This window comes from Neisseria sp. HMSC065D04 (assembly GCF_001815675.1).
Classification (GTDB): domain Bacteria; phylum Pseudomonadota; class Gammaproteobacteria; order Burkholderiales; family Neisseriaceae; genus Neisseria.
Genome location: NZ_KV821518.1, coordinates 139,215 through 143,041 on the forward strand (window position 1 = coordinate 139,215; position 3,827 = coordinate 143,041).

Annotated in this window: 4 protein-coding genes; 2 read left to right on the top strand and 2 right to left on the bottom strand. The window is 53.7% G+C overall.

What is annotated here, in order from left to right; genetic code table 11:
* Nucleotides 1-72: 72 nt before the first annotated feature.
* Both HMPREF3050_RS07390 and rng read right to left on the bottom strand, forming a co-directional pair.
* The gene (locus HMPREF3050_RS07390) at nt 73-744 is read right to left on the bottom strand and encodes a response regulator (RefSeq protein WP_070513333.1); all 672 of its coding nucleotides are present in this window, start codon (nt 742-744) and stop codon (nt 73-75) included.
* Nucleotides 745-1,002: 258 nt separating this feature from the next.
* A complete protein-coding gene (gene rng / locus HMPREF3050_RS07395) occupies nt 1,003-2,496 on the bottom strand; it encodes a ribonuclease G (protein WP_003777217.1) in 1,494 nt (497 codons plus the stop codon).
* 486 nt (nt 2,497-2,982) lie between these two features.
* On the opposite strand from rng, the gene grxC reads away from it, so the two are divergent.
* Both grxC and secB read left to right on the top strand, forming a co-directional pair.
* Entirely contained in the window at nt 2,983-3,240 is a 258-nt protein-coding gene (gene grxC, locus HMPREF3050_RS07400; protein WP_003741129.1) for a glutaredoxin 3, read from the top strand.
* 25 nt (nt 3,241-3,265) lie between these two features.
* Nucleotides 3,266-3,700 (top strand): protein-export chaperone SecB, encoded by a 435-nt coding sequence (secB, locus tag HMPREF3050_RS07405; RefSeq protein ID WP_003755109.1) that lies wholly within the window; start codon nt 3,266-3,268, stop codon nt 3,698-3,700.
* Nucleotides 3,701-3,827: the final 127 nt, after the last annotated feature.

A 3,827-nucleotide genomic window follows, 5' to 3' on the forward strand; every position in this document is an offset into this window, starting at 1 on the left:
CTTGTCCTGATTTAAAGTTAATCCACTATATTGATTATGGCATGGGCGGGCATGGATGCGCGGTTTGAGGTTTCAGACGACCTCTTTGGCGACCAGCCAGCCTACGCCGCGTACGTTTTGGATGTGTTCTTTGCCGAGCTTTTTGCGCAGGGCGTGGATGAGGAAATCGACGGCGTTGCTTTCGACTTCTTCGCCCCAGCCGTAGATTTTGTCTTCAAGGTCGCTGCGGGAGAGGATGATGCCGGGACGCATCATCAGGGCCTGGAGAACGGCAAATTCTTTGTTGCTCAGGAGGACTGGTTTGTCTTGTCCTTTGACTTCGACTTGGTAGGTGGCGGGGTTGAGGGTGAGCGCGCCGTTGGTCAGCAGGGTTTGGCTGTGGCCGCTGTGGCGGCGCAGGACGGCGCGCATACGGGCTTGCAGCTCCGCCATGTCGAAGGGTTTGACAATGTAGTCGTCGGCGCCGCCGTCCAGTCCGTTGAGGCGGCTGTGGAGGTCGTCGCGGGCGGTAACGATGAGGACGGGGGTTTTGCTGCCTTCGTGTCTGATTTGGGTGAGGACGTCCAACCCGTCTTTGCCGGGCAGGCCGAGGTCGAGCAGCAGCAAGTCGTAGTTCTGCGCCTGAAGGGCGGTGGAAACTTGGCTGCCGTTTTTGACCCAATCGACGGCATAACCGCTGTCTTTGAGGTTGGCGGCTACGGCTTGGGCAATCATGTTGTCGTCTTCTGCAAGCAATACGCGCATGGTGTTCTCCTTAATCGGCGGGAAGGATAGCAGGGGAAAATTAGGAGGGGTTTAGCGGGAGGTCGTCTGAAAGGAGCGGCTGGTTTTCAGACGACCTTTTTGTTGCTTTTCCGTACTTGATTGGGTTTCCTTCGGCGTGGGTTCTGCCGGGTATGGTGGACATTTTCTTCTAAAGGAATACTGCACTTGAATGGTCTGCCGATTTTGCCAAAAGGTCGTCTGAAAACCACGATTCCGTTTTCAGACGACCTTTTGTCTTTACAGCAACACAATATCGTACTGTTCCTGCGTGTAGGCGGTTTCGACTGCCAGCGAAATCGGTTTGCCGATAAAGTCGATGAGCATCGCCAGCGATTGCGATTCTTCGTCGAGGAAGAGGTCGATGACGTTGGGCGCGGCGAGGATGCGGAAGGACTGCACGTCGTAACGGCGGGCTTCGCGGACGATTTCGCGCTGGATTTCGTAGCAGATGGTCTGCGGCGTTTTCAGACGACCCCTGCCTTGGCAGGACGGGCAGGGTTCGCAGAGGATTTGGCTGAGGTTTTCGCGCGAGCGTTTGCGTGTCAGCTCGACCAAACCCAAGCTGGTGAAGCCGTTGAGGGTAACGCGGGTGCGGTCGAAGGCGAGGGCTTTGGCAAGTTCTTGCAACACGGCTTCGCGGTGCGCTTCCTGCGCCATGTCGATGAAGTCGATGATGATGATGCCGCCGAGGTTGCGCAACCGTAATTCGCGGGCGATGGTGTGGCAGGCTTCGAGGTTGGTGCGGAAGATGGTTTCGTCGAAGTTGCGCGCGCCGACGAAGCCGCCGGTGTTCACGTCTATCGTGGTCATGGCTTCGGTGGACTCGATAATCAGGTAGCTGCCGAAGTTGAGGTTGACGCGCGGTTGCAGGGCGCGGCTGATTTCCTGCTCGACGTTGTGGGTTTCAAACAGCGGGCGTTCGCCTTTGAATAGCTCTATCTTGCCCAATGCGCCGTGGACGTATTGCTCGGCGAAACGGGTCATGCGGCGGTGGTTTTCGGTTGAATCGACCAGGATTTTTTGCGTGTCGAGGCTGAACATATCGCGCAACACGCGCAGGCTCAAAGGTAAATCCTGATACAGCAGAGTTTCCGGCGGCTGGGTTTTCGCTTGTTCTTGAATGTGTTCCCACACTTTGGTCAGGTAGTGGATATCGGACAAAAGCTGCTCGTCGGTGGCGTTTTCGGCGTTGGTGCGGATGATGTAGCCGTGACACGCGTCTTCGGGCAATAGATTAGTCAGGCGTTCGCGCAGGCTGTTGCGTTCGGCATCGTCTTCGATGCGCTGGGAAATACCGATGTGGTCTTCCTGCGGAAGGTGGACGAGGAAACGTCCGGCCAGTGAAATTTGGGTGGAAAGGCGCGCGCCTTTGGTGTTAATCGGGTCTTTGATGACTTGCACCAAAACCGACTGCCCTTCAAACAACATATGCTCGATACGTTGGGTTTCGTCGGGGTTGCGGCGTTGTTCGAGGACATCGACGATGTGCAGAAACGCCGCGCGTTCCAAACCGATGTCGATAAACGCGCTCTGCATCCCTGGCAACACGCGGCGAACCACGCCCAGATAAATATTGCCGACCAGACTATGGCCGCTGTTGCGTTCGATGTGCAGCTCGCAGATATTGTTTTCTTCCAACACCGCCACGCGCGTTTCCTGCGGGGTGATGTTGACGAGCACGGTTTCGGGCGGACGGACGGCGTCCTTCGGGATGGGGATTCCTGAAAGCATGGTTTTAGTTCCTGATTTTAATAAGAAATATAGTAGATTAAATTTGAACCAGACTGATGCTGCCCAAACCTGAAAATAATCGGCTGATTGTGTTGCTGTTCTGACTCAAATTTAATCTACCACCCGCTTGCCGTCGGTTTTGTGGAAAATATAGTGGATTAACTTTAAACCAGTACGGCGTTGCCTCGCCTTAGCTCAAAGAGAACGATTCTCTAAGGTGCTGAAGTACCAAGTGAATCGGTTCCGTACTATCTGTACTGTCTGCGGCTTCGTCGCCTTGTCCTGATTTAGAGTTAATCCACTATACAAGGCAAAAGCGGTTCGGATTGCCGTTTATCATACTTTAAAAACGGTGTTTTGGCACATGGGCGGCAGACAGCCCTCACGCCCCGAAAACAAAGATTCAGGCAAAATAGCCGATTTCAAGTATTGTAAAATAAACCATATGCCCATATAGTGAACCCCATTAGAACTCTGAAAACAATCATGCAAACCGTTACGATGTACACAGGCGCGTTCTGCCCCTACTGCACCATGGCCAAAAAGCTGCTGCATTCGCTGGGCGTCGCCGAAATCAACGAAATCCGCGTCGACCGCAGCCCCGAAGCCTTTGCCGAAATGCAGCAGCTTTCAGGACAGCGCAGCATCCCTCAAATTTTCATCGGCGATACCCACGTCGGCGGTTTCACCGATTTGTACGGCCTGCACCGCGAAGGCAGGCTGGATTCTTTATTAAACCCGTAACTTTAAACCCAACTAGGAAAACAAAATGAGCGAAGAATTGCAACCCGTATTCAGCATCGAACGCCTGTTCGTCAAAGACCTGTCTTTGGAAGTGCCCAATGCCCCCCAAATCTTTTTGGAACAAGGCGAGCCTGAAGTCGATATGCGCGTTTCCACCAACAGCGAGAAGCTGGAAGACGGCTACTACAACGTTGACGTAACCGTTACCGTAACCGCCAAACTCAACGCCGAACGCACCATGTTCCTCAACGAAGTAACCCAAAGCGGCATCTTCCGTCTGGAAAACATCCCTGAAGAAGACGTTCAACTGCTCTTAGGCGTAGCCTGCCCGAACATCCTCTTCCCTTACGCACGCGAAGCCATTTCCACCAGCGTAACCCGCGCCGGCTTCCCGCCCGTACTGCTCGCTCCGATCAACTTCGAAGCTATGTACCAGCAACAACAAGAAGGCAACGCATAATCCGCGTTCCCTGTATGTCAAAAGGTCGTCTGAAAAATGTTTCAGACGACCTTTTTGTATGGCGGATGCCAATAACACGATGCTTTGTTTGCCCGTTATAGTGGATTAACTTTAAACCGGTACGGCG

Bases quoted from the DNA above. Each gene is read 5' to 3' on its own strand.
- HMPREF3050_RS07390 (WP_070513333.1), bottom strand. From the start codon at position 744: ATGCGCGTATTGCTTGCAGAAGACGACAACATGATTGCCCAAGCCGTA.
- grxC (WP_003741129.1), top strand. From the start codon at position 2,983: ATGCAAACCGTTACGATGTACACAGGCGCGTTCTGCCCCTACTGCACC.
- rng (WP_003777217.1), bottom strand. From the start codon at position 2,496: ATGCTTTCAGGAATCCCCATCCCGAAGGACGCCGTCCGTCCGCCCGAA.
- secB (WP_003755109.1), top strand. From the start codon at position 3,266: ATGAGCGAAGAATTGCAACCCGTATTCAGCATCGAACGCCTGTTCGTC.